The sequence below is a fragment of the Lentzea sp. NPDC054927 genome (genome assembly GCF_053610285.1).
The window spans coordinates 46,889-70,761 of sequence record NZ_JBSGXZ010000008.1 but is presented as its reverse complement, the minus strand read 5'-3'; the positions used below and the strand labels follow the sequence as shown (position 1 = coordinate 70,761).

General features: G+C 66.8%; 18 protein-coding genes, 6 tRNA genes and 1 pseudogene. 15 read left to right on the top strand and 10 right to left on the bottom strand.

Features of this window, described 5'->3' with window-relative positions:
• On the top strand, positions 1-485 hold a 485-nt coding region (locus ACWGE0_RS15035), incomplete at its 5' end, for a tetratricopeptide repeat protein (RefSeq protein ID WP_452261464.1).
• 104 nt (positions 486-589) lie between these two features.
• Here the strand turns inward: ACWGE0_RS15035 and ACWGE0_RS15030 are convergent.
• Together ACWGE0_RS15030 and ACWGE0_RS15025 are read right to left on the bottom strand one after the other, a co-directional pair.
• Entirely contained in the window at positions 590-2,293 is a 1,704-nt protein-coding gene (locus tag ACWGE0_RS15030; protein ID WP_452261463.1) for a hypothetical protein, read from the bottom strand.
• A 315-nt stretch (positions 2,294-2,608) separates the two neighbouring features.
• Positions 2,609-3,067: an NUDIX domain-containing protein gene (locus tag ACWGE0_RS15025; protein WP_452261462.1), complete on the bottom strand. Its 459-nt coding sequence runs from the start codon at positions 3,065-3,067 to the stop codon at positions 2,609-2,611.
• A gap of 65 nt (positions 3,068-3,132) precedes the next feature.
• On the opposite strand from ACWGE0_RS15025, the pseudogene ACWGE0_RS15020 reads away from it, so the two are divergent.
• A pseudogene (locus ACWGE0_RS15020) lies at positions 3,133-3,450 on the top strand (deazapurine DNA modification protein DpdA family protein); the annotation flags it as partial.
• The gene (locus tag ACWGE0_RS15015; RefSeq protein ID WP_452261662.1) at positions 3,375-3,758 is read left to right on the top strand and encodes a tyrosine-type recombinase/integrase; all 384 of its coding nucleotides are present in this window, start codon (positions 3,375-3,377) and stop codon (positions 3,756-3,758) included. The pseudogene ACWGE0_RS15020 and the gene ACWGE0_RS15015, both read left to right, overlap by 76 nt.
• A 77-nt stretch (positions 3,759-3,835) precedes the next feature.
• Here ACWGE0_RS15015 and ACWGE0_RS15010 read toward each other — a convergent pair.
• The 4 genes from ACWGE0_RS15010 to ACWGE0_RS14995 form a co-directional block, all read right to left on the bottom strand.
• Positions 3,836-3,907, bottom strand: a tRNA-Val gene (locus tag ACWGE0_RS15010).
• A 56-nt stretch (positions 3,908-3,963) separates the two neighbouring features.
• On the bottom strand, positions 3,964-4,392 hold the full coding sequence (locus tag ACWGE0_RS15005) for a TIGR02611 family protein (RefSeq protein WP_452261461.1): 429 nt from the start codon (positions 4,390-4,392) through the stop codon (positions 3,964-3,966).
• Positions 4,393-4,414: 22 nt separating this feature from the next.
• Positions 4,415-5,197 carry an anti-sigma factor gene (locus ACWGE0_RS15000; protein WP_452261460.1) on the bottom strand — a complete coding sequence of 261 codons (783 nt, stop codon included), beginning with the start codon at positions 5,195-5,197 and terminating at the stop codon, positions 4,415-4,417.
• On the bottom strand, positions 5,194-5,814 hold the full coding sequence (locus ACWGE0_RS14995; RefSeq protein ID WP_452261459.1) for an RNA polymerase sigma factor: 621 nt from the start codon (positions 5,812-5,814) through the stop codon (positions 5,194-5,196). The genes ACWGE0_RS15000 and ACWGE0_RS14995 overlap by 4 nt, the downstream gene beginning before the upstream one ends.
• Positions 5,815-6,070: 256 nt before the next feature.
• Between ACWGE0_RS14995 and ACWGE0_RS14990 the strand changes: the two genes are divergently transcribed.
• From ACWGE0_RS14990 to ACWGE0_RS14975, 4 genes are all read left to right on the top strand, one after another.
• Positions 6,071-6,496, top strand: coding sequence for an SsgA family sporulation/cell division regulator (locus ACWGE0_RS14990; protein WP_030477975.1), 426 nt, complete (start codon positions 6,071-6,073; stop codon positions 6,494-6,496).
• A gap of 106 nt (positions 6,497-6,602) precedes the next feature.
• Positions 6,603-6,675 (top strand) — tRNA-Gly (locus ACWGE0_RS14985).
• Between the two features lie 42 nt (positions 6,676-6,717).
• Positions 6,718-6,789 (top strand) — tRNA-Cys (locus tag ACWGE0_RS14980).
• A gap of 1 nt (position 6,790) precedes the next feature.
• Positions 6,791-6,862 (top strand) — tRNA-Val (locus tag ACWGE0_RS14975).
• A 54-nt stretch (positions 6,863-6,916) separates the two neighbouring features.
• Here ACWGE0_RS14975 and ACWGE0_RS14970 read toward each other — a convergent pair.
• Both ACWGE0_RS14970 and ACWGE0_RS14965 read right to left on the bottom strand, forming a co-directional pair.
• Complete coding sequence (locus ACWGE0_RS14970; RefSeq protein WP_452261458.1) at positions 6,917-11,530, bottom strand: pentapeptide repeat-containing protein; 4,614 nt, start codon at positions 11,528-11,530, stop codon at positions 6,917-6,919.
• Between the two features lie 4 nt (positions 11,531-11,534).
• A complete protein-coding gene (locus tag ACWGE0_RS14965) occupies positions 11,535-12,050 on the bottom strand; it encodes a TIR domain-containing protein (protein ID WP_452261457.1) in 516 nt (171 codons plus the stop codon).
• A 174-nt stretch (positions 12,051-12,224) separates the two neighbouring features.
• Between ACWGE0_RS14965 and ACWGE0_RS14960 the strand changes: the two genes are divergently transcribed.
• From ACWGE0_RS14960 to ACWGE0_RS14935, 6 genes are all read left to right on the top strand, one after another.
• Positions 12,225-12,297: transfer RNA gene (locus ACWGE0_RS14960), tRNA-Gly, on the top strand.
• Position 12,298: 1 nt separating this feature from the next.
• Positions 12,299-12,370 (top strand) — tRNA-Val (locus ACWGE0_RS14955).
• Between the two features lie 165 nt (positions 12,371-12,535).
• On the top strand, positions 12,536-13,144 hold the full coding sequence (locus ACWGE0_RS14950; protein WP_452261456.1) for a TIR domain-containing protein: 609 nt from the start codon (positions 12,536-12,538) through the stop codon (positions 13,142-13,144).
• Entirely contained in the window at positions 13,129-14,769 is a 1,641-nt protein-coding gene (locus tag ACWGE0_RS14945) for a KGGVGR-motif variant AAA ATPase (RefSeq protein WP_452261455.1), read from the top strand. The genes ACWGE0_RS14950 and ACWGE0_RS14945 overlap by 16 nt, the downstream gene beginning before the upstream one ends.
• A gap of 11 nt (positions 14,770-14,780) precedes the next feature.
• Positions 14,781-15,380 carry a hypothetical protein gene (locus ACWGE0_RS14940; RefSeq protein WP_452261454.1) on the top strand — a complete coding sequence of 200 codons (600 nt, stop codon included), beginning with the start codon at positions 14,781-14,783 and terminating at the stop codon, positions 15,378-15,380.
• Positions 15,377-18,580, top strand: coding sequence for an ATP-binding protein (locus ACWGE0_RS14935; RefSeq protein WP_452261453.1), 3,204 nt, complete (start codon positions 15,377-15,379; stop codon positions 18,578-18,580). The genes ACWGE0_RS14940 and ACWGE0_RS14935 overlap by 4 nt, the downstream gene beginning before the upstream one ends.
• A gap of 42 nt (positions 18,581-18,622) precedes the next feature.
• Here the strand turns inward: ACWGE0_RS14935 and ACWGE0_RS14930 are convergent, their stop codons facing one another.
• Positions 18,623-19,267: a hypothetical protein gene (locus tag ACWGE0_RS14930; protein WP_452261452.1), complete on the bottom strand. Its 645-nt coding sequence runs from the start codon at positions 19,265-19,267 to the stop codon at positions 18,623-18,625.
• 217 nt (positions 19,268-19,484) lie between these two features.
• Here ACWGE0_RS14930 and ACWGE0_RS14925 point away from each other — a divergent pair, with 217 nt between their 5' ends.
• Both ACWGE0_RS14925 and ACWGE0_RS14920 read left to right on the top strand, forming a co-directional pair.
• Positions 19,485-19,664 (top strand): hypothetical protein, encoded by a 180-nt coding sequence (locus tag ACWGE0_RS14925; RefSeq protein ID WP_452261451.1) that lies wholly within the window; start codon positions 19,485-19,487, stop codon positions 19,662-19,664.
• Positions 19,665-19,764: 100 nt separating this feature from the next.
• The gene (locus ACWGE0_RS14920) at positions 19,765-20,949 is read left to right on the top strand and encodes a helix-turn-helix domain-containing protein (RefSeq protein ID WP_452261450.1); all 1,185 of its coding nucleotides are present in this window, start codon (positions 19,765-19,767) and stop codon (positions 20,947-20,949) included.
• Here the strand turns inward: ACWGE0_RS14920 and ACWGE0_RS14915 are convergent.
• Entirely contained in the window at positions 20,940-23,825 is a 2,886-nt protein-coding gene (locus tag ACWGE0_RS14915) for a tetratricopeptide repeat protein (RefSeq protein WP_452261449.1), read from the bottom strand. The genes ACWGE0_RS14920 and ACWGE0_RS14915 overlap by 10 nt on opposite strands.
• Positions 23,826-23,873: the final 48 nt, after the last annotated feature.

Genomic DNA, 23,873 nt, shown 5'->3' with positions numbered 1-23,873 from the left:
ACCTGGTCAATCTCGCCAACGTGCTAGTCGATCTCGGTCAGCTCGAGGATGCGGTGCCTTTGCTCGAACGCGCTGTGGCTGTTGATGAAGCCGCCAACGGGCCCAACCATCCCAAGGTTGCCAGCGACCTGGCCGCCCTCGCTGCTGTGCGAGTCGCCCTTGGTGAGTTTGAGGAGGCCAGGTTGCTCTACGAACGCGCTTTGGTGATCAACGAAGCCGCCTACGGATCCAATCACCCCGACGTTGCTATCAACCTGGTCAATCTCGCCAACGTGCTAGTCGATCTCGGTCAGCTCGAGGATGCGGTGCCTTTGCTCGAACGCGCTGTGGCTGTTGATGAAGCCGCCTACGGACCCAACCATCCCGAAGTCGCCACCGACCTGGTCGCCCTTGGCATCGTGCTAGTCGATCTCGGTCAGCTGGACGACGCAGTGCCCTTGTTTGAACGTGCCCAGCGTATAGATGATTTGTCTATTGGATCGTAGATCTGCTCCAACGCAATCCGAGATCATTTCCTCGAAGTCACCGCCACCTGGACATGATCCGTAACGGGTGGGCCGGTTCACTGTGCTGACCGGCCCACCTTGCTTCACGTGCGGCGTATTTCGAACCACGCGGCTACGGCAGCTGCGGTGATGCGCTTGCGCAGGCTGCGTCGTCGTGGCTGCGGGCCGGTCGGGTTGGCCAAGGCGGATCGGACGGTGGTGGCGTCACGAGCGGCTGCTTGATCGTTGGACAGCAGGACCATGATGGCGCATGCGTGTAGGGCGAGGGCTGCGTCGATCGGTGAGACGGCGTCGAGGAATCCGTGTGCCATGCGGTTGCGCATGTTGAAACCCTCGTTGAGCAATAGGGTGCGTAGGAAGCGTTCCCAGTCGGGGTCGAAGTCATTGTCTACCAACGGGGGCAGCAGGTTGTCCAAGCTGGGGAACCGTCCTGCGGCGTCGCCGGTTTGGGTGCGGTATACGGGTTCGTTGAGCTCCATCAGCAAGGCTCGAATTGCGGTTTCGATCTTGGGTACAGCTAGGTGCACGGCCGCGTCGCACTCGCCGGCCCAGTAGAGCTGCAGCGCGGTGGCCAGTGCGGTGACAAGTGCAGGCGCGGCGCCGAAGTCACGCAGGAACTCTTCGAGTTCGGCGCGTGACGGTATGCCGAAGCGTGCCCGGATGGTGAATAGCGCGTTGCCCAGGAACACCCCAGCGCTGCCCATCTGCATGGTTTCCAGGCGCGCCAACTCCCGATCGAGCAGCTGCTCTGAGGTCAGCGTTCGGGCCGGCAGGTTGTCGGAGCGAAAGACGACCGTGGTGATGCTGGCGCGGATCGCAGATGCCTGTAGCGTCCGCTCTGCGGTGACCTTGTTGTTCTCGTAGCGGCCAGACGGTGCATCGGTGGGGTGCAACCAAATTCCTAGTGCTTCCTGCCAGTTCGTGGCGTCCTTGAAGCCTGGCATGTAGGCCTCAAACAACGCTGAGGGCAAGTCGATCTCGAACTTGGTCGACTCCCAGGTGGGTGCTGGAGCGGCTTGTAGCTTCGTGACCGCAGTCTTTTCCAGATCGAACAGGCCAAGGGCCCGTGCTTGCGAGGCGGCCTCGCTGTAGAGCACAAGGATGAGCATGGGTTCGACCGCCGCGTCGGCGTCGGCGAGCATGGCGCCCACCAGATGCCGGTTAGCGCGCTCCACGCGGGCAGGGGTATCGGCTGCGCGCTTACGTACCAGGACCGCCATGTCCTTGATGACGTGAATCTGCGGGTAGGTGATCAGTGCCTGGTCCAGCAGTTGATCAATCTTCGGGTCCGCCGGTGCAGGCGACCTCCCGCGCGGTGGGGACGCGATCAGCGCTGCCAGCAAAGGGATCGCACCATAAGCGTCTTCGTCCAGGGTAAGCACGTCCTCAACCACGCTGATCATGGCCGTAGCGATCTCGTGCTCCAGGTCAACCAACCGCACCTGCCGTGCAAGGGTCCAGCCCCGCAACAGCCCGTCAGCTAGTGCCCGCGGCCCAAGCGCAGTGCCGATGGTCTGCAGGTATGCGCGGGCGGCTTTCTCAGCGGTGTCACGCCCGTTCGTCAGCAGATGCAGGTTGAATGCGATGTCCCAGCACCTGGCCCGCACCACAGGATGAGTTGCGTGCTCGGCCAGAGCTAGCCACAGCTGGCGTATGTCGTCGCTTGCTTCCCGCATCGCAAACGGCAGAAACGACTGACCGTCCACGGGCCCCAGCGTTGCACCCGCGACGGCGTCTACCGGAGCAACGGTAATGCGGTAGCAGAACGTGTTGTACAGCACCTGCACAGCCGAGGCGTCAGCCGGTGAATCCATCTGAGCCACGAGTGCCCGCACGCTCAAAGAGGCGTTAAGTAGATCGGTTGCGTTCTCACAGCACGCATCAGCTAGCCGTACCAGCCTTGGTACTAGCGCCGGATCGTGCCGGTACGGGCCAGGTCGCCCTACAGACTGCTCCGAGGCAGCCACCATGGCAGCTGCTGGGGTCTCGTCTACGTTCCCGGGCTCACTCACCACCGGATCCTTCCGCTACGTATAGCGGAAAGTGAACCAGCGGCCGGTGGCGTCTCCAACTGAGTTACACGCCAGGGTGAATCTAGGAACTCAGCGGCGGCCGTGCTCAAGGTAGACGGCGTGGCCGCTTCGATGGGCTGCGAGCGCTTGTTCAAGTCGTCTGGCAAGGCGAGGGATCACGTAGTTCGGGATGTGATCCTTTGGCACCCACTCCCAGCGGTCCAGCTCAGCCGCATCGAGAGTGATGCGCTGTTCATCGTCGCCAAGGTCGCCGCAATCGAACAGCCAAAGCACCTTGTCGCCTTCGCTGTCGTTCGGTGCCCAGTCCACCGCGATCAGGCGCCTTGGTTTCCGGACCAACCCGATTTCTTCTAGAAGTTCGCGCTGACATGTGGCCGCCGGCGACTCGCCGACGTCCACGTAGCCCCCAGGGATGTCCCATCCGTTGCTGTAGGTCTTGTGGACCAGCAGCATGCGGTCCTGGTCGTCGACGAACAACGCTCCGGCAGCCATCCGGGGCGTTGCGAACCGTTCGGAGTCCGCACCCATGTGGCAGAGCCTACGGGCGCTTCCGCTCAGCCGACTCGAAGCCGGCGAGCGAGTCCTGCGAGTGTGTGGCTCGGCTTTCCGCGTTGTTGTCGTATCCACGTGAGGACGAGCTGTCGCCCGAGGTAGTGGTGTCGGACCTGCTCGGGTGCGCGTTGCTCGGCATCGAGCAACCAGGCTGGTTACGCGTCGCGGGCGTGTCTCTGTTCGTGTCGGACTCCCGACTGCGGCGCTACCGAACCCTGCCGCGCGCAGTTGAGCCGTGGGCGCTCGACAGCGGCGGTTTCACCGAACTTCAGCAGCAGGGGCGCTGGACCGTCAGTGCCACCGAGTACGCGGACAGGGTGCGGCGGTATCGAGACGAGGTGGGCAGGCTGGACTGGGCTGCGCCGCAGACGTCGCCTGGCAGGAATGCGGCCTGCTGTTCACCACTCGGCATGGCACGCCGATCGAGCCCCGCAACTTCAACAGATCATGGGACCGCCGTTGCGAGAATGGCGTTCCCAAGATCACGGTGCACGACGGTCGGCGGAGCTGCGCCTCGCTGCTCGCGGAGCTGAACGTGCACCCTCGGGTGATCATGCGGATCCTGCGGCACGCGAACATGGAGGTCACGATGGAGATCTACACCGAGGTGTCCGCCGAGTCGACGCGGAAAGCACTACAGCAGTTGAGCGGAAGCCTCGGTATTTGATCCGCAACTGTACTTTGCTGCTGTACGACAAAGTCAGAGGCCCGGAACCTGATTGGTTCCGGGCCTCTGACCTGCAATGGGCGATACTGGGATCGAACCAGTGACCTCTTCGGTGTGAACGAAGCGCTCTCCCGCTGAGCTAAACGCCCGTGTTCTGTTGTGGTGCTGTGCCGCTCTCGCGGTGTGGCCATAGCCTACAACATCATCAACGAGAACCAAAAATCGGGCTCTGCAACCAGCTCCACTCCACGCCGAACCAGCCGCCGACCAGCGCGAACACGTTGAGGAGGTAGCAGGTGGCGAGGACGATGGCGCAGACGCCTGCCATCACCAGGCCGCGGACCCAGGAGGGCTGGCGCTTGAGCCACGCCACCCAGCGGTCGTAGTAGCGCTTGGCGAACTTCAGGACTCGGCCTGCCCACTCGAACTCCGTCGCGAGGATGGCCAGGCCCGCGAAGACCACCAGCCAGCCGGGGCCGGGGTACGGGATCATGATGATGCCCGCGATCAGCACCAGGCCGCCGATCACGCCCACGCCGATTCGGTAGGCCATGTTCAGCGCCGGGTTGCGGTGGAACCAGTGGCGCCAGCCGCGGTGCTCGTCTGAGCCGGGCTGCACGTCGGGCTTCGTCATGTGTCGATCATCCTGTTGGGACTCAGGCGGGTGCAACCTGGCCTCCTGCCAGCACCTCCGAGGGATTCGGCGGGGCTTGGCGGCCGGGTTCGAGCGACACCGCGAACCTCGTGTGCTTGTGTGCGTCGGCCGACCAGGACAGCAGTTGCGGGTCGGCCGAGCCGGCGTGTACGTCGAACACTCCCAACGGTACCGGCGCTTTCGTACTTGCACCCCAAACTACGTAAACGTGACCCGAGTCGTTCGGTTTCAGGTTCGTCGGCATCACGGCGCCGGAGGTCGGGTTCGACAGCACCACGGCCACCTCGTCGCCGGAGGTCGTGCGCAGGACCGCCCTGTTCGTGCTCGGGTCCGCGGCCAGGGACAGCGCCTTGTTCAGCTCGTTGGTGCGGGCTTCTGAGGCTGCTACCTGGCCTGACAGCTGGTTCACGCGCACGCCCAGGTAGCCGCCGCCGGCCAGGACGACGAGTGCTGCCGCCGCGGCCAGCAGCACGAGGCCGGAGCGGCGGCGGTGTTGCGGGCGCAGGGGAGTGGCGGCCGCGTGGCGCGGGCGGTGCTGGACCGGCGCCTCCTGCGGGATGTGCTCGATCTGTTCCATCAGCCTCGCGCGCAGGCGGGGCGGTGGCTGCTCGTGGCGGACCGCGCCGCCGATGCCCGCGAGGACCTCCTGCGTCGCCATCACCGTGTGCTGGCACGTGTCGCAGGACGGCAGGTGGTCGCGGACCAGTGCTTCCTCGTCCGGTTCCAAGGAGTGCATCGCCCAGCCGACGGCGAGCTCCTCGTGAGGGCACAACTCGCCGTTCACCGGTGCACTCCCGTCGTCTCGCCGGTCTCGCCGGCCCACAAGTTCCCCAACGTGCCTCTCAGACGTCTGATCGCCGCGAACGTGCGCGATTTCACAGTCCCCAGCGGCACGCCCGTCAGCTTCGCCACTTCGCACTGCGTGTAGCCGCCGAGATAGGCCAGTGCGATGACTTGGCGCTGCTCTTCCGGCAACGTCCGCAACGCCGCCCTGACCTCGGCGCTCACCACGCTGATCAACGCTGCGTGGTCGGAACCCTCGGCCGGTGGTGAAACGTCGTCGGTGAGGGGAACAGTCCGACGACGCTGAGTGTTCTCCTTACGTACGGCGTCCACCGCGCGGTGGTGCACCAAGGTCATCAACCAGGTGCCGAAACTTCCGCGGGCGGGGTCGAACCTGGCGGGGTGCCGCCAGAGCGCGAGGAAAGCTTCCTGAACAACGTCCTCGGCCAGTTCGGGGTCTACGCAGATGCGTCTGGCCAGCGAATATGCCGGTGTGCCGTACCTGTCGTACAGCTCACCGAACGCCGACCGATCGCCCTGTGCGAGCCTTTGCACGAGCCCGAAATCGGTCGGCCGGCCGTCGCGTGACGCAACGGGTGGACCGGGCGAGTCAGCCACCAGAGATGTCCTCACGTCCAACATTCGCGCAACAGCCGGTACCGGGTTCAGGTTAGACCCAGCAAGATGGGAGTGGCTGAACGCGGGCTAACGAGCGAGGAGGACACGGAGCGCGTGCAAACCGTCGCGTTACGCAGTCAAGCTGACCCGATGGGGTGATATGCGCCCGTTTCCTGAGCGTTCCTCGCCACATGCACGTCACAACTAAGGTGCTCGGTCGTTTCATTGACCGGGAAGGGAGAAGAGGGTAACGACGATGCGCAACGATCACGTGACGCTCCGCTCGACAGCGGTCTTCGACCTGCTGGCGCCGAGGACACCTGCGGTCCCGGTCCAGGTGGAGCTTCGATACGACACGAAGGACCCGTACGCGGTCGTCGCCGCGTTCCGCACCGGCCGCGCCGGTTGGGTCGAGTGGGTGTACGCCCGCGACCTGCTCGCAGACGGTCTGATCGCCGACGCCGGCGACGGTGACGTCCGGATTCGCCCTGCCGCCGACGACCCCGAGGTCGTCGTGATCGAGCTGAGCTCGCCTTCCGGGCACGCCATGTTCGAGGCGTCCGCCCAGGAACTCGCAGACTTCCTCGACCGGACCTACGACGTCGTCGTGCCGGGCAACGAGCACCTCTGGGTCAACGTCGACGAGGCGCTGACGCACCTCATCTCGAACGACCTGAGCTGAATAATCCGAGGTAGGGGGCCCGCGAAGGCGATGCGGGTACCCCCGGTGAAACCCGCTTGATTCCCTCGTATAAGGTTGTTTCAACATCACGAAGTCAGTGATGTACGCGGATGTAGCGCAGTTGGTAGCGCATCACCTTGCCAAGGTGAGGGTCGCGAGTTCGAGTCTCGTCATCCGCTCTGTGGTTCCCCAGCGACTGTCCGCTGTGGAGTCATGCTCCTGGCGGAGTGGCCGAGTGGCTTAGGCAAGGGCCTGCAAAGCCCTGTACACGGGTTCGATTCCCGTCTCCGCCTCGGACGATTAGCTCAGCGGGAGAGCACTACCTTGACACGGTAGGGGTCACAGGTTCAATCCCTGTATCGTCCACTCGAAGCACCGAAAGGCTCCGACCAAATTGGTCGGAGCCTTTCGCGTTGTTGCTCATGATTCGTGCTGCGCCTCAGGCAACGAGTAGTAGCGCTCGTAGGGCTGCACACCGATCACACGACCCTGCGAGTCGTAGCACGCGGCGCGCAGGTACCTCCAGACGTCCCCGATCGTCGCGATCAGTCGATCATCGGCGGGCGACCACGACGCGGCGGCGCCGTCCGGGAACTGAGCGGCGAGCCACAGCAGTCGGTGGCCGGCGATGTCCCAGACGCGCGTTGTGCCGTCGTCGCACGCGGTGGCCAACTGGCGGCCGTCCGGGCTGAAGGTCAGGGTTCGAACCTCGCCGCTGTGGTCGAGGTCGAGGTCGAACAGTTGTTTTCCGGTTGTGCTGTCCCACAGGCGTACTCGGCTGTCTCCGTCGCCAGTGGCCAGCCAACGGCCGTCCGGACTGAACGTGATGGCCTGCACGCCCTTGGCGTGGCCCGCCAGCCTCAAGAGGTGTTCTCCGGTGTGCGGGTCCCAGACGGAGGCGGTGCCGTCAATGCCGTCGGTCGCGAGTCGGCGGCCGTCCTGGCTGAACGCCGCGGTCCACACCCAATCGGTTTCTCCGTCGAGAACGCGAAGGAGGTCCCCGTTCCCGCTGTCCCAGATGCGCACGTAGTGGTCCTGCCCCGTGGTGACCAGACGTGCGCCGTCCGGACTGAAGATCACGGCGTTCTTGCCGCCCCACATGGTCGATCCGTCGCTGTCGAACATGAGCAGGTGTTCGCCGGTGGAACTGTCCCAGACGCGTACGAAGTGCTCATCGTCGATGGTCGCGAGCCGAGTGCCGTCCGGGCTGAAGGCGACGGAGTTCACCTCGCTGGCGTGGCCGGTGAGCACGCGGAGCTGTTCGCCGGTGGGACTGTCCCACAGGCGCACGGTCTGATCGTCGCCGGTGGTGGCGAACCGGGCGCCGTCGGGGCTGAACGCGACGGCGTTCACCGAACCGGTGTGACCGGTCAGGGCGAGCAGATGCACGCCTGTCACCGTGCTCCACACGTGCGCCTTGTCGTCGCCGGTGCTCGCGAGCTGGGCGCCGTCCGGGCTGAACGCGGCCACCGCGGGCCGTTCGGAGTTGCTCGCGAGGGTGTGCAGGTGCTCTCCCGTCGTGCTGTCCCAGACGTGCGTGGTGTGGTCTGCGCTGTTGGTGGCGATCCGAGTGCCGTCCGGGCTGAACGCGACCTCGTACACCTCGTCGCTGTGACCGGTGAGGACGAGCAGTTCCTCGCCGGTCACCGCGTCCCAGACGCGCGAGGTCCGATCGAGGCTGGCCGAGGCGACTCGCGATCCGTCGGGACTGAACCTCGCCGCCCACACCGAGTTGCCGTGTCCGCCGAGCCGGAGCAGTGGATCTCCGGTCACCGCGTCCCAAATGTGCACGCTGTCATCGCCGCTGCTGGTGCTGAGCCGGAGTCCGTCAGGACTGAAGGCCACGTCGTGCACCACGCCGGTGTGACCGGTGAGGGTCAGCAGGTGCACACCGGTGGTGGCGTCCCAGATGCGCGCGTCCATGCCGCTACCGGTTGTCGCGAGCCGGGTTCCGTCGGGGCTGAACGCCACGTCCCAGAACCGGCGGGTGCGTCCTGCCAGCGTGAGGAGGTGTTCGCCGGTAACGGTGTCCCAGATGCGCGTGGTGTGGTCGTGACTGGTGGTGGCGAGCCGAGTCCCGTCAGGACTGAACGCCGCGCCCCGCACCCAATCGGTGTGGCCGTTGAGGATCAACAGCTGTTCGCCGGTAACGGTGTCCCAGATGCGCGCGGTGTGGTCGTGGCTGGTGGTGGCGAGCCGACTCCCGTCAGGACTGAACAGCACGTCGTGGATCATGCCGGTGTGGCCGGTGTAGGTGACCAGGTAGTCACCTGTTGTGGCGTCCCAGATGCGCACCGCCTGACCGCTGCCGACCGCCACGCGGGCGCCGTCCGCGCTGAACGCCACGCCGTTCAAAGCATCGGAGCGGCCCGCACGACTCTGGAGCCTGGTGCGGCTCGGCGGCGACGGAGCGGGCAGTGTCACGTCCGGTCCGACGTGCATGATCGCGTGAGTGTCGGCGCCGGACAGGTCGGCCCCCTCCAAGCGGCACTGGCGCAGGAAGACGCCCTTGAGGTTCGCGGCGCTCAGGTCGCCGGAGATCATGTCGGAGTGGTTGAGCATCGCCCGCTCGAGTTTCGCGCCGTGCAGGTTCGCGTCGCGCAACGTCACGTGATCCCACCGCGTATCGCGCAGGTCGGCGCCGGCCAGCACCGCCGTGGTGAGGTTGAGCGGCGCCGTCTCGGTGCCGCGGAACCGCCAGTGGCGCAACGAGGCGCCGGTCAGGTCGCAGGCGGCGATCGTGGAGTGGGGCCAGTCGTGTTCGCGGGCACGGAGTTGGTAGCGCAACCAGAGTTCGCTCGTCTCCGCCACGTACGGCGCGCGCCACTCGGCGAGACGGCGGGTGAGCGCTGCCTGGTCGTCCGCGTCGGCGATCAGCTGTCCGAGGAAGTCGAGGGTTTCGTCGGACGGCATCGGCAGACGCCAGTCGTCGCGGCTGTCGTCGCGCAAAGCGTCGCACAGGTGCTGTGCCAGGAAGTACTCGTGGATGGAGCTGTGGGCGAACTGGAAGTCCGGGCGGTCAGGGCCGTTGTCGTCACTGCGGACCACGAACGTCGCCGTGCGCAGATCTTCTTCCAACTGGTCGCGTGAGACGTTCCGATAGCGCCGCTGAAGGACGTCGTCGGTGGCCAGTTGCTCGTCGAGCCAATCGTCCAGATCACCGCTGTCGACCCGGCGGTCGCCGCGGCGCCACGACCACGCGGCCAGGCGGGCCATCAGTTTGAGCTTGTGGTCCGGGCGCAGGTGATGTTTGCCGCTGTCGCGGGCCAGCCAGTCGTGCAGCACCTGCTGGTAGATGGTGGCCGCGTGGACGGAACGTTGCTCGGACAAGCGGCGTTCGATGAACGGGACCTGCGCGGCGACCTTGGCCAGGGTGTACGGACGGGTGGCGAGGTCGGAGAGGTCGTGGACCGCGCGCAGCATGTCCATCACCTGGGTCGCGTCACGGTCCAGGGTCTTGTCGAGGTAGTCGTGGATCTGCTTGTCCGTCAACGGAAGCAGGATCAGCGCCGTGTAGTCCTCGGCTCGGGAGAGGTCGCGGTCGTGTTCGAGGAAGTGCCGTGACTGTTCGCGCAACGAGCGGAAGTAGTGTGTGCGGCACGACAGCAAGACCTTCGTGTCCTTGCCGGCGAACGGTGCGCGGATGCCGTCGCGTGTCCTGATTGGACGGAGCTTCAGCAGTTCGTGGGTGAACGTCACCCCCTGCGCCGCGTCGAGTCGGACCAGAACCTCGTCCAGACCGTCGATGACGAACAACGTCGGCCTGGACTTGGCCCGCGCGATGACCTCCTCGCCGGTGGGCAGGCGGGCGTCGCCGGACTCCCATCCCCGCGCGATGCACTCGGTGAGGATCTCGGTGAGCGTGGGCACGCCGTTGCTCACATTGCCGACGCGGCGCAGGTCGAAGTAGAGCGGCTCGGGATGGTCACCGCCACGCAGCCGCTCGGTGAGCTCCTGGCAGGTGATCGTTTTCCCGGCACCGTATTCGCCCAGCAGCGCGGCCAGGGGAGTGCCGTCCGGGTCATGAGCCCAGTTCAGCAGGAACGACACGACGTCGTTGACGCGGCGGGCGTCCGTGCAGGAGCCGGGCAGGATGGTGGGCTCCATGGCGCCTCGGCTCGCGTCCAGGGGGAAGTAGCCGTCCCCGCTGTCGGCCTTGAGCAACCGCAGATCGCGCAGGCCCATGTCCGGCGGGCTCGACGCGTGCCTGGACAGCAACCGCTGGACCTGGTCCGCGAGCCCGTTGGCCCAGGAGCGTTTGGCCGCCGCGCCGCGCAGTTCCTCGAACGGCTTGCCGTCCGCGTCGTCCGGAAAGGGCGTGCTGCCGAAGCCCGCCGGATCCGCGAGAGGGCTCAGCGCCTGCAGCCGAACCGGCACGATCTTCAGGCCTGTGCCGTCGAACAACGTCTCGTGAGCCGCGGTCTGGCCGAGCCACGCGTTGCTGAGCGCGACCACTGCCAGATCCGCCTGTGCCGCGGCGGTGCGGAAGTGCTGGGTGCGGTCGTCTCCGGCCAGCACGTCGTTGTCAGGGCGCCACACCGTGATCTGTGCCTGGCCGCAGGCGAGCGCTTCGGTGAGCAGATCCCACAGCCGGCCCGCGAGTTCGGCGTCCTGAGGTGCGTGGCACAGCACGACTCGCCGGGGTCCGATCAACGTCGCGGGCCGGTCGAGGATGAGCGCGTCGCCGATCTCGTTGAACGACCGCAGCGGGTCGCGCGGCTGGTCGACCCGCTGCGCGACGAACCCCAGCACGCGGCCACGTGCCCCCAGCTTCTTCGCGCCGCTGACCTCCAGACGGAGGTCGACGGTCTCTCCCTCCGCGGCGCCGTTGACCTTCTTGACGAGGCGCTCCAACGCTTTCGTTGCCGCAACCGGCGTCCGTCCAGGGAACAGCACCTCGTGTGCCCGCTCGACGGACAGCTCGGCCTGGTCGTCCAACACCCGCAGCAACGTGGCCAGCAACGCGCGGTCCGGCACGGTCAGCGGCACGCGGTCCAGGCGCGTGCGTGCCGAGTTGGGCGAGAGCTTCTCCACGGGATCAGCGCGTCCCTTCCGCCTGTGCGGCGCGGGCCAGGACGCGGTGAATCTGGTTCACCAGATCGTGTACCCATGCGGTCTGCGCGGCCTGTCTGTGCACCGTCTCGAACGGCCGTTGGTGGCCGTGAACCTGTTTGTGTTCCAACCCGCGCATGTCGGCGTGCGGGCTGATTCGCCGCAGTGACAACGGAATCGCGCGCTTGCCGGGCACGTCCATCAGCGCGGGCAGCTCGACGTTCTTGATGTACTCGCTGCCGAGGAACGCGTCGCTCAACGCCAGCACACCCAGTTCGCACGACGTCAGCGCGTCTTGAACGCAGGCGTCCCAGTCGCTGCCGACCAGCAACGCCTGGTCGAACCGCCACAGCTCGAACTCGTACACCCGGTCCACCGCGGTCGCGGTCGCCAGCTGCTCCCACAGCCGAACGGCGATGGCCTCGTCCGCCCGCGCGAAGCTCAGGAACATCCGCACCAGCGGCTTGCCCGACGACCCGGCCGTCAGCCGCACCTCGTCCATCGCTCGCTCCCCTTCAACCTGGCCGTTGTCGGATTATGTCGCAACAACGACCGGTACGTGAGAGGTGGGTCACGGACAGGCCCGTCGCATCCCGATGCTCAAGATCAGCCGATTTGGAACTCGTCGGACCCTTCGGATACAGTTCCTCTCGCACCAAGGGAAACCACGGGGCACGCGGATGTAGCGCAGTTGGTAGCGCATCACCTTGCCAAGGTGAGGGTCGCGAGTTCGAGTCTCGTCATCCGCTCGGACGATTAGCTCAGCGGGAGAGCACTACCTTGACACGGTAGGGGTCACAGGTTCAATCCCTGTATCGTCCACTCATCCCAAGAAGCCCTCGATCGAACATGATCGAGGGCTTCTTGCTGTTCGAGGTCGAGTTCGGCTCCAACGCCCATTTTTTGTCCAATTATTGGTCGGAACGGCCGAAAATGCCCACTTTTTTGTCTTTTATCGCGGGGTAGCCGCATCTACTGTTGGTCGCTGTGTCCGGCTATCAGTTCGATTTCTTCATCAGCTACAGCCGTCAGGGCAGCGTCCAGAAATGGCTGTTGAACCACTTCTACAACAAGCTCAAGGACTGCCTCGCTGACGAGTGCGCGCCAGCTCCGAAGGTCTACATGGACCGCCACATGCCCCGGGCCGTGGAGTGGGCGAACAACCTGCAGACCTCGCTGCGGCACAGCAAGATCCTGATCCAGGTCATGACGCCGCACTACTTCACCTCCGGCTGGTGCATGGCGGAGCTGTACAGCATGCGGGCGCGGGAGGAGATGCTCGGCTTCGCGACTCCCAGCATCCCCCAGGGGTTGATCTATCCGATCCTCTACTCGGATTCGGAGAACTTCCCGGAGGAGGAACGGATGCGCAAATACCACGACTTCAAGGAATATGCGCATCCTGATCCGGTCTATCAGCAGACCGTCCACTACTTCCAGTTCCACAAAGAAGTGAAGCAGCTGGCGCGGGATCTGGTCGAACTGGCGGACCAGGTTCCCGAATGGCGGCCCGACTGGCCGATCGTCGAGCGTCCCGACCCGATCGTCACTCCGCGCCCGCCCTTACCGAGGTTCAAGCCATGTCCGGAACCGTGATCACGTTTTACTCCTACAAAGGCGGCGTCGGGCGCAGCTTCACCCTGGCCAACACCGCGGTGTTGCTCGCACGCTGGGGTTACCGAGTGCTCGCCGTCGACTGGGACCTGGAGGCACCGGGTCTTCATCTTTACTTCCGCCCTCACCTCTCCCAGATGCCCGAGAGCGGCGTGGTGGATCTCGCTCACGACTTCATCCGAAAGGTGGAAGTGCCCGGCCCGCACACGGTTCGGGTCGACGTCGAGGGTGGCGTGCTCGACCTGATGGCCGCGGGCAAGGTCGTCGGGAACAAGCTCGACGCCAGCTACATGTACCGGATGCAGGAGATCGACTGGGCGGATCTCTACGAGCAGGGGTTCGGCCAGTTCCTCGAGGACCGCCGCGAGGAGTGGACCGCCAAGTACGACTTCGTGCTGATCGACAGCCGCACCGGGGTCTCCGACATCGCGGGCATCTGCACGGCGCAGCTGCCGGACCGGTTGGTGGTGGTGTTCACCGCCAACGAGCAGAACCTCAACGAGGTGGTGGACATCGCCCACCTCGCGGACATGGCGAGGGACCGGCTGCCGTACGACCGGCCGCGCCATCAGGTGATGCCGGTGTTGTCCCGGCTCGACAACCGGATGGAGTACCAGCGGGCCGAGGAGTGGCAGCAGAAGTGCATCGGGGTGGTCGAGCCCCTGTTTCGCAACTGGCTGGTCAAAGGCGTCACCCCGGAACAGATGGTGCGGCATCTGACGGTGCCGTACATCTCCTACTGGAGCTTCGGCGAGTTGCTTCCCGTGATGGCCGAGCGTCCTCCTGCTCCGGACCAGATCTCGTTCGCGCTGGAGACCGTCGCCGCGGTGATCGCGCACCAGTACGACCGAACCGATCTGCTGGCCGACAACCGCGACGCCTACGTGTCTGCTGCCCGTTCGCGGCGCCGTCAGTTCGACCGGGACCTGCTCGTGTCCAGTCCCAGGACCCTGTGGCGCACGGGAACGGAGCTGATCACCGAGCTGCGGCTGCTCGGGGTCACGGCCGACAGATCGGTGTCGGGCGACCCCGAGTTCCTCGACAGGATCGGTGACCCCGCCGAGCACCTGTGCCTCGTGGTCGACGGCGAGCTGAGCCGGTGGCAGTTGACCGAGGCGGAACGGTTCGTGCGCCGCACGCTCGGACCGGACGGCGCCCAGCGGCAGATGTTCTGCCTGCTGACCCGCGGCACGAGCCGCGAAATGCTGCCCGGTTTCCTGCGCAGCCTGCAACACCTGGAGTTCGACCCGACCGCACGACCCGTGCGGGTGGCACGGGAACTGCACGACCTCATCAAGGCGACGCCCGCCCCGGAGACCGAACCGGACCTCGAGGCGATGCGGGGTGCCGAGGCGGCTCTGCGCGAGTTGCCGGACCAATTACCGCACGCGCGGCGGTTCGCGCTCCTCGAGGAAACGGTGCGAACCATGGTCGGGGCGCTGGACGACGGGGACATGGACCTGCTCCGCGACCAGTCCGCCGACCTGCTGCTTCTCGGCAAGTCCCACCGCGACGGAGCAGGGGTGGCGGTGCCGGCGCGTCTGCGTGCCGAGGTGAGCGCCCTGCTCACCCGGATCGATCGACGAATCAACGCGTTCACGGACTGAAAGGCGGCGTGATGCCGGAGAAGTTTGGTGCCCCTGAACGTACGGCGCTGATGGTGCTGGTGTTGGAGAACCGGAGGATGCTCAACACGGAGCTGAACGAACACGTCAGGCTCAGCAAGCCCGGTCGCGGCAAGCTGAACAAGGCCGGCTTGATTCGGACAGATGAGAACGTGACGCCGATGGTTCACGAGATCACCGACGAAGGCATCTCCTGGTGCCTGGAGGATCTCGTCAACGGTGAGTTGCCGCCGAGAACGCCCTCGCACACCCGTGCCGCCTTTGGATTGCTGCGGAAGCTCGTCCTGCACCACAAGATGCGCGGCACGCTCGTCGAGGTCTTCCGGTCCCGGAACCTGGAGTCGTTGATCCGTGGGGTGTACGAGGAGCTGGCGGTCGAGCCGCAGGACTGGATCCGGCTCGCCCGCATCCGCCCGAGGCTCGACGGGGCGGACAAGAGCGAGGTCGACGACGTGCTGGTGAAGATGATGAAGAACGGGACCGTGCACCTGGCGCCTGAGTCCAACACCAAAGTGCTCACTGCCGATGACCACGCCTCGGCGATCCGGGTCGGTAGTGAGGATCTGCATCTCGTGGCGATGGAGGAGTCATGACCGCGCAGCTGCGGGAGGCGTTGGCCGCGTTGCGCTTCAACTCCGCGGAGACGCCGGACGACGTCTGGCGCAGGTCACCATCCCATGTGGACGGATTGCACACGAGGGCGGAACACCGCATCAGGAGCGCCATCGCGGACGCCAGAGACAGCACCGGTTCCAACCCCATCGGGCTCGTGCTGCAGGGGCGCAAAGGTGTGGGTAAGACCCACCTGCTCGGCACGGTGCGCAGCATGGTGCAGGAGACGGGCGGCTACTTCTTCCTGATCGAGGTGTCTTCCGCGGCGATGTTCTGGGACGACGTCGCCGACGCCATGCGCAGCGAGTTGCTGAGGACCGATGACGGTGGCGAACTGCAGCTTCTTGTGCTGCTGAGGCAGTTGTGCCGGGGCGCCGACGTGTCCGAGGAGGTCACGCGGGCGATCGTGAACGAGGCCCCGCTGACGTCCGAGCACCTCGGCGCGCTCATCAGCGGCTTGTGGAAGGTCGATGCGCGGATCGCGAGCGAGTGCGAGGACGTGATCCGCGCGCTGGTGCTCTACGCGTCCAAACACACCGCGGTCGGACGCACCTACCTCGAAGGGCTCGACGACACGGAGGGCGAGCGCGGCACGTGGGGTCTGTCGGCCAGGTCGAAGTCCGCGCAGCAGCTGGTGCGGGACATCTCGCGTGTGCTGGCGATGACAGGCCCTTGCGTGATCGCGATCGACCAGCTGGACACCGTCGTCAACAAGACCCAGGAGCTCATCGAGGACGAGATCAGTCCTGAGGCGGCGCGGGAGATCGCGCTCATCTCGGACGGGTTGATGCAGCTGCGCGAGATCACGCGGCGAACGTTGACCATCGTCGCCTGTCTGCCGACGACCTGGACCAAGCTGCGCAAGGTCGCGAGTGACACGGTCGGCGATCGTTTCACCACGACCCCGATCCTCGGCGCCATCATGGATCCGGCGATCGCCCGGACGTTGGTGGAGAAGTGGCTGGGAGTGATCTACCACAGCCACGGGATCACACCTCCCCATCCGACCTGGCCGGTGTCGCCGGAAGCTTTCGGTGACGGATGGCAGACGGAAACTCCGCGGACCCTGCTCAAGCGCGTCCACTCGCACGCGGAAGCATGCCTGCACGGCGAAATTCGCGAGCTGCTTTCGTTCCAGGAGACGAAGTCCGAGGAGATCCTCGAGCCGGTCGAACCCGTGCCGATGGCAGCGGCGGGGCCGGAACCGGATTACCTCGCCGACCTCGACGCCAAGTTCGCGCGGTTGAGGACGAAGGCCGCGTTCGCTGCCGCGGACGTCAAGCCGCACAACGAGGACGACGTGATGCCGGCGTTGCTGCTGGCCGGGTTGAGGTCGTGGGTCACCGAGATCGGCAACGACGACCTCGCATGGCACCCAGAGCCCCAGTCGGAGGACAACAGCCTGCACGCGTGTCTGCGGCACACCGTGGACGAGGAACAGGACGTCGAGGAGCGCTGGGTCTTCCGGCTCATCGCGAGCAGCCACGGCAACCGGGTGCTGCGCAGGTTGCGGGACGCGCGGGCGGCGGCGGCGGGCGGGCGTGGCCGGCACCTCGTGCTGATCCGCAACGGCTCCAAGGGCTGGACCGGTGCGAAGACCAAGGGCGAGGTGGCGGAGTTCGAGAAACGCGGTGGCAAGAGCATCGACGTGTCCGACGACGATCTGCGCACCTTCATCGCGCTCAAGGAGATGTGGTCCTCGCAGTCGCACCAGTTGCTGGCCTGGCTGGTGGCGCGGAAACCGGCCAGCAGCAACACGTTCCTGCAGGTGATCCTGCCCGACCCCGCGCGGACCGGGAGCAGGGGCAGGAGCGGGCACCAGGAGACTCGGCCTCCGCCGAAGACCGCGCCGAAGTCGACTTCGCAGCCGGCGCCGGAAACCACACCGGAGCCGCAACCAAAGCCGAAGCCGCCGGTACAGCCGCAACCGAAGCCGACGGTCCAGGCTCAGGAGCCTGCAGCCGGCGGCGAGATCGTGCTCGGGATGGACGGGGAGATCCGGATCGAGCTGGAGTCGTTGCGCAAGCATGTGATCGTGTTCGCGGGGTCGGGTAGCGGGAAGACGGTGTTGCTGCGCCGGATCGTCGAGGAGTGTGCGTTGCGCGGGGTTTCGGCGATCGTGCTGGATCCCAACAACGACCTGGCGCGGCTTGGGGATGCGTGGCCTGAGGTGCCGGGGGAGTGGCGGCCTGGGGACGAGGCGAAGGCTGCTGAGTACCTGGCCGGCACCGAGGTCGTGGTGTGGACGCCGGGGCGGGCTGGTGGGCGGCCGTTGAGTTTTCATCCGTTGCCCGATTTTGCCGAGGTTCGGGGGGATGAGGACGAGTTCGCGGCTGCGGTGGAGGCTGCGGTGGCGCGGTTGGTGCCGCATGCGCGGATTGCCAACGAGACCAAGTTCGCGGTGCGAGGGCGGGCTGTGCTTCGCGAGGCCCTCAAGCGGTATGCGCGGGAGGATCGGCGGGACCTGAACGGGTTCGTGGATCTGTTGGCCGAGTTGCCGGAGGGTGTCAGCAAGTTGCACTCCGCGGCGGCTACGGCGGCTGATCTCGCGGAGACGTTGCGGGCCGCGATGGTCAACGATCCGTTGCTTGGCGGGCAAGGGGAACCTACTGATCCCGGGGTGTTGCTCCGGCCGTCGCCGGGTAAGCGGGCGCGGGTTTCGGTGATCAGTTTTGTCGGGTTGCCTTCTGAGGAGCAGCGGCAGGGGTTCATCAGCCAGTTGCAGTTGGAGGTGTTCGCCTGGATCAAGCGCAATCCCGCGGTGGATCGGCCGCTCGGCGGGCTGATGGTCATGGACGAGGCGCAGACGATCGCGCCTTCCGGTGGGGTCACGGCGAGTTTGCAGACCACGATCCTGCTGGCCTCGCAGGCGCGCAAGTACGGGCTTGGGCTGGTGCTCGCCACGCAGGCGCCCAAAGGCGTGCACAACCAGGTGACCGGCAACGCGACCACGCAGTTCTTCGGGCGGTTGAACAGCCCTGCGCAGATTGCCGCGGCCGTGGACATGGCGCGGGCCAAGGGGAGTTCGATCGCGGACATCTCGCGGTTGGAGCGCGGGCAGTTCTACGTCACCGGGGACACGTTCGGGTTCCGGCGGATGCGGGCGCCGTTGTGCCTGAGCCATCACCCTCCCAGCCCGCTGCGGCTCGAGGAAGTGGTCGAGCGGGCCAGGAAGCAGTGAGAAAGGGCGGTGCCCCCGGTCGGGGGCACCGCCCTTTTCGCGTCACGCGGTCGCGGTCAGCATGTCCTCGATTCGCTGGCACAGCGTGGGGAACAGCTCGGTGGAGCCGCCGAGCACCACGAAGTTCACGGTCTCCTCGGCGCCGCGCTGGACTTCCAGCGCGTACACGGTGTCGCCTGCCTGTTCGACGCGCACGGCGATCGTGCTGTCGCCCAGCTGCATGGTGCCGGCCAGGCCGCGCTTGGTGAGTTCGGGTGACGCGGCGGCGAACTGTTCGGCCAGGGCCCGCAGGCCGGTGCTCGCGGGTGGCGGTTGTTCGATCGCGGTTGCCACCGTCACGTCGGCGAGGGACACCTCGGCGACTGTCACCCGGTCCCTGCCGGCGGTCTCGGCCGCCTCCACCCGGCTCACCAGAGCGTCCACCAGGCCTTCGTCAGCACGCAGGTAGGTGGACGACTCGGGGGCTTCGCCGGTGAGCACCGGGAGCACGTGGTCATCACTGTTGGGCGGGACGTCGTCCACAGTGGACACGAACGGCACGAAGAAGCGCACTTGCGCTTGAGGCAGGTCGTTGCCCTCCAGCACGGTCAGGCCGCGCTGCCGGCAGGCCTCGACCACCTCGTCGACCACGGCGCGCTGTTCCTCGGCGAACGACACGGCGATGTCGTAGGTCGCGGATTCGATCACTCCTACCTCCTCCTGCAAGACCGGCCGGCGGCCGGTTGCGCGCAGCATCCGCGCCCGGTGTTGACCAGAAGTGGATGAGGAGTGGACGTGTTGACCGCCTCGGCGGGCAACGGGAAACACCTGTTTTCACGGTTTTTGAAGATGAATCCTCGAAGTAGCCCGCAGAACGGCGGGCGAAATCCCGAAATCAATCGTGATTTCCTTCGGAGGATTCGTCATGTCCAGAATCGTGTCCACTTTCGTCGCTGGCGCCACCACGCTGGTGACCGCACTCGCCGTCGCCGCGGCTGTTTCCGGTGGCGGCACGGCCAGCGCGGACGACAACCCGCCGCCGCCTCCCACCACCACTACCACCACGGAAACCCAGGAAGGCGGCGGCAACCCGTGGTACGGGTGAGCTAGCGGCAATTGCGCCCTGGCCATTTTTTGTCATGGCCAGGGCGATTGCCCTCAACACATTCGGATGGTGTACTCGGCTGACGGAGCGGGAGGCAATCGTGGCCGGAAGTTTTGGGGAGTTGCTGCGCGAACACCGCATCGCCGCGGGGTTGTCGATGGGACAGCTGGCGAAGCTGATTCATTACAGCAAGGGCTATCTCAGCAAGATCGAGAACGACGTCAAACCGCCGACGCCGACGATCGCCAGGCTGTGCGACGGCGTGCTGGACGTCGGTGGCCGGCTGATCGAGGCCGCCGTGCACGACGCACCGGCGCTCGCCCGCCGCCGGGTACTGGTGGCCGGCACGATGCTCGGTGTCGGCGCACTCGCCGGCAGCGGGCAGCGGGCGGTACCGGACGAACAGGTGATCGCGGGGATGCGCGTCTCGTTCGAGAACCTGCGGGCACTGGGTCTGCGCACCAGCCCGATGGTGCTCATCGAACCGCTGAAAGCCTTGCAGCACACCGTGCACGGGATGGCCAGGGAGAACACCGGACCGGTCGGCACGAGGTTGTTGCTGCTCGCCGCGCGCATCGCCGAGTACACCGGCTGGATGAGTCAGGAGGCCGGCGACGAGCAAGCGGCGCTGTGGTGGACCAGGCAGGCATCGGAACTGTCGCGCGCGGCAGCGGATCCGGACATCGCGAGCTACTCGTTCGTGCGGGAGGCGGGGCTCGCGTTCTACCGGCAGGACGCCCAGAGCACGATCAACCTCGCCCAGCAGGCGCAGTGGATCGGCAGCGCGGGGGCACGCGTCCTCGCGCTGGCCGCCCGGCGTGAGGCGCAGGGTCACGCGCTGGCCGGAGATCGTCGTGCCACGGAGAGCGCGTTCGACCGCGCGGTGCGGCTGATGGATTCCGCGCTGCCGGACAGCCCGTACCCGGCGCTCGGTCCCAGCGCGCCCGATCCATTGGAACTGGCCAGGGGATGGGCGCTGAGCGACCTCGGCCTCAACGCCGAGGCCGCGCGCGTGCTGGACCGGCAGCTCGCACTGGTGCCCGCGACGTCACGCCGCACCAGGGCCCGCTTCGGCGCCAGGCGATCGCTCGCCCACGCGTTGTCGGGTGACGTCGACCAGAGCTGCCGGACGCTCGCCGAGACGATCGACGACGCGGCGCACGTCGACTCGGCGACCGTCCGGACCGACCTGCGGCAGCTGGCCAGAACCCTGGGCAGGTGGCACAACCACGGCGCGGTCAGGGAGATCTACCCCGACCTGAAACGACTTCTGACTCACCGCTGACCGCACGCGCAGGTCAACACCGCCCGCTCGGCCCGCACCTCCTCCGCCTCCGGCTGGCCGAGCTCGGCGTACACGGCCTCGGCCGCGTCCCAGTGCGGCGGGGCGGCGGAGTGCCTGCCGAGCGCGTGCATCGTCCGCGCCGCACCGAGTTCACCGTGGGCCTGGTGCGTGCGGTTGCCCGTGCCGGTCGCGATGTCGAGCAGCGTCAGGTACAGGCGCAGCGCCGCGGCCAGATCGCCGCCGTCCCGTGCCGTCAACGCCCTGTCGCGCAACAACCTGGCGCGCAGGTCCGTGTCGGCCACCCCGGCCGCGGCAGTGGTTGCCAGCTCGTGGTGGTGCAGTGCTTCGCCGAGCCGGCCCGCGAGCCGGTGGGCGTCGGCGATGTTGGTCAACGCGTAGGCGGCCACGCAGCCGTCCCCGACCTGGACCGCGATCTCGTGCGCCTCGATGTGGTCGGGGATGGCCTCGTCCAGCATCCCGAGGTGCTGCCGGATCGCGCCGCGGTTGTTCAACGCGTGGGCGAGCCCCTGCAGGTGGCCGACCTCCCGCAGCAACCGCACGGCGTCGGTCTGCTGCCGCAGCGCCACCTCGTACTCGCGGTGCTGTTCGTTGAGATAGCCGAGCATGCTCAACGCGTGCGCCTGGCCGCGGGGGTCGCCGCACAGCTCGTACTTCGCCAGCGCGGCCTCGAAATGCCGCATCGCCTCGTCGTGGGTGCCGAGCGCCATGGCGGCGAGGGCCAGCGCGCACAACGTCGCCGCCTCACCCGCCAGGTCACCGAGCCGGGACCACCTCGGCAGTGCCTGTCCGGCCAGGCCGAGGGCCTCGGTGTGCCGGCCGAGCCGGTTGTTCGCGAAGGAAAGGCGCAGCAGCACGTGCGCTTGGCCGTAGTCGTCGTCCGCACGCACGGACGCGACGGCCTCGACCCAGTCCTCGAACCGGTTCGCCGTGTTGAAGTGCCGCCAGATCAACGCGGCCAGCTGCCACGCGTGGCCGGCAGCCGAGTGCTGGATCGCGGCCATCAGGTTGTCGCGTTCGGCGGTGATCCACGCCAACGCCTCGTTCTCGCGCGTGAACCGCAGGCTGTACGGGCTCGTGCGGTCCACCGACGGCAGGGCGGCGCGGTCGAACGGGTACGCGAGGCTCACCGCGTTCGCCAGCGTCACGAGGTAGAAGTCCAGCAGCCGGTCCAGTGCGTCCGCGGGCGGGGGTTCCCCGGCGGCGAACTCCTTGACGGAGTCGAGCATCTGGTAGCGGTCCGGCGCGACCTCCTCCAGCAGGCAGACCTCGTGCAGGTCGTCGAGCAGCTTGCGGGTGTCCGCGACGTCGCGGCCCACCAGCGCCGCTGCGCCGAGGAGATGGACATCGGGCCCTGGAAGGTGGCCGAACAGCCGGAAGACCTGCTGCAGCTGGTCGTTGAGCTGCAGGTACGACACCTGCACCGCGGCGATCTCCCGCAACGGGCCCTGCTCCTCCATCAGACCGAGCAGGTGGTCCAGCGACCACCTGTCGTGCCTGCGCAGCAACGCAGCCGCGATGGTGATCTCCACCGGCAGGTACCCGCAGCGCTTCACCAGTCCCGCCACGTCCGCCGCCCTGCCGCGCACGCGGAACGGGTCGGTCAGCGCCCGGAACAGGTTGGAGGCGTCCTGCGGCGGCATCGGCGCCAGCCGCACGTGCTCGCTGATGTCGGGATCGCCCATCTTCCTGCTCGTCACGATCGCGAAGCAGTCCGGCGTCTCGGGCAACAGCGGCCTGATCTGCTCGGGTGAGAGCGCGTTGTCCAGCACCACCACCGTTTTCGTGCCGTAGAGCTGGGACTGGTAGACGGTGGCCTTGCGGCTGACCGTGTCCGGAATCTGCTCGGCGGGGACACCCAGCTCGGTCAGCAGCTGGGTCAGCGCGTCCGACACGGACATCGGCGCCACACCCGGCGTGAACCCGTTGAGCCGCACCAGGAGCTGGCCGTCCGGGAACCTGTGGCGCAACCGGTGTGCGGCCTCGACGGCCAGGCCGGTCTTGCCGACACCGGGCGCGCCGCTGATCCACACAGCCCGCCGTTCGCCGGTGCCCGCCGCGGCGACCTCGATCGTCTCCAGCTCGGCCGACCGGCCGGTGAACCCTCCCGGACGCGACGGCAGCGAGCTGACCGGCTCACCGTGCTCGGCGCGTGCCGCGAGCTTTCGCAGCGCCGACCCCGGCTCGTACCCGGCGTCCGCGAGGGCGGTGCGGGCGCTCTTGTAGACGCGGATCGCTCCCACGCCGTCGCCTCCCGCGATCAGCGCGCGCATCAACAGTTCTGCGTACCTTTGGTTGGCTGGATCGGTCGGCAGGGCGCGTCGCATGCGGTCGCGCGCCGAGCGGTGGTCGCCGATGAGGAGTTCCAGTTCGGCGAGGTCACCGAGTGCGTCGCTGTAGCTCTCGGCCGGCGAGATCACGGCGGCGCCACCGACCCGGTCGATGTCGATGTCGTCCAGGAAACGACCGCGCCACAACGCCACAGCGGCGCGCAGCAGGTCGACGGCCTTGCGCTGGTCGTTGTCCTGCAAGGCGAGTGCTGCTTTCTCGCGCAGCCGGTCGAAGCGGACCGTGTCGATCTGGTTCTCGTCGACGCGCAGCACGTAGCCGGTCGGCGTCGTGTCGATTTCCACGTCGGTGGGCTCGAACGCCTTGCGCAGCTTGTTGATGTAGCCGCGTACCAATGTTCTGCGTTCGGGGTTGTCGGGCCACACGGTCTCGGTGAGCCGTTCGGGTGACACGGGTTTGTTCGCGTGCAAGAGGAGTACGACGAGGATGAAACGTTGTTGCTGGTCGCCCAAGGACACGGATGCGTTGCCGTGCCACGATTCCAACGGACCCAGCATAAGAAATTCCACGCCGTCCTCCTGGTGCCTGAGCCTCCATCTGGGAGGAATGTCGCGCAA

Bases quoted from the DNA above. Each gene is read 5' to 3' on its own strand.
- ACWGE0_RS15025 (WP_452261462.1), bottom strand. From the start codon at position 3,067: ATGGGTGCGGACTCCGAACGGTTCGCAACGCCCCGGATGGCTGCCGGA.
- ACWGE0_RS15005 (WP_452261461.1), bottom strand. From the start codon at position 4,392: ATGACGAAGCCCGACGTGCAGCCCGGCTCAGACGAGCACCGCGGCTGG.
- ACWGE0_RS14990 (WP_030477975.1), top strand. From the start codon at position 6,071: ATGCGCAACGATCACGTGACGCTCCGCTCGACAGCGGTCTTCGACCTG.
- ACWGE0_RS14965 (WP_452261457.1), bottom strand. From the start codon at position 12,050: ATGGACGAGGTGCGGCTGACGGCCGGGTCGTCGGGCAAGCCGCTGGTG.
- ACWGE0_RS14945 (WP_452261455.1), top strand. From the start codon at position 13,129: ATGTCCGGAACCGTGATCACGTTTTACTCCTACAAAGGCGGCGTCGGG.
- ACWGE0_RS14940 (WP_452261454.1), top strand. From the start codon at position 14,781: ATGCCGGAGAAGTTTGGTGCCCCTGAACGTACGGCGCTGATGGTGCTG.
- ACWGE0_RS14935 (WP_452261453.1), top strand. From the start codon at position 15,377: ATGACCGCGCAGCTGCGGGAGGCGTTGGCCGCGTTGCGCTTCAACTCC.
- ACWGE0_RS14925 (WP_452261451.1), top strand. From the start codon at position 19,485: ATGTCCAGAATCGTGTCCACTTTCGTCGCTGGCGCCACCACGCTGGTG.